The sequence below is a fragment of the Lysinibacillus sp. OL1 genome (assembly GCF_004332175.1).
GTDB lineage: Bacteria > Bacillota > Bacilli > Bacillales_A > Planococcaceae > Lysinibacillus > Lysinibacillus capsici.
Genome location: NZ_SJDS01000145.1, coordinates 1 through 244 on the forward strand (window position 1 = coordinate 1; position 244 = coordinate 244).

General features: G+C 58.2%; 2 tRNA genes and 1 rRNA gene. All 3 read left to right on the forward strand.

What is annotated here, in order from left to right:
• Window positions 1–81, forward strand: a 5S ribosomal RNA gene (gene rrf / locus EW028_RS26690); the annotation flags it as partial.
• An 11-nt stretch (window positions 82–92) separates the two neighbouring features.
• Window positions 93–168: transfer RNA gene (locus tag EW028_RS24845), tRNA-Val, on the forward strand.
• A 4-nt stretch (window positions 169–172) separates the two neighbouring features.
• Window positions 173–244, forward strand: a tRNA-Asp gene (locus EW028_RS24850).

Here is a 244-nt window from a genome sequence, read left to right on the forward strand (position 1 = left end):
CATACCGAACACGGAAGTTAAGCTCTTTAGCGCCGATGGTAGTTGGGGGCTTCCCCCTGTGAGAGTAGGACGTCGCTTCGCTTATTTTTTGTGGAGGATTAGCTCAGCTGGGAGAGCACCTGCCTTACAAGCAGGGGGTCGGCGGTTCGAGCCCGTCATCCTCCACCATTTTGGTCCCGTGGTGTAGCGGTTAACATGCCTGCCTGTCACGCAGGAGATCGCCGGTTCGATCCCGGTCGGGACC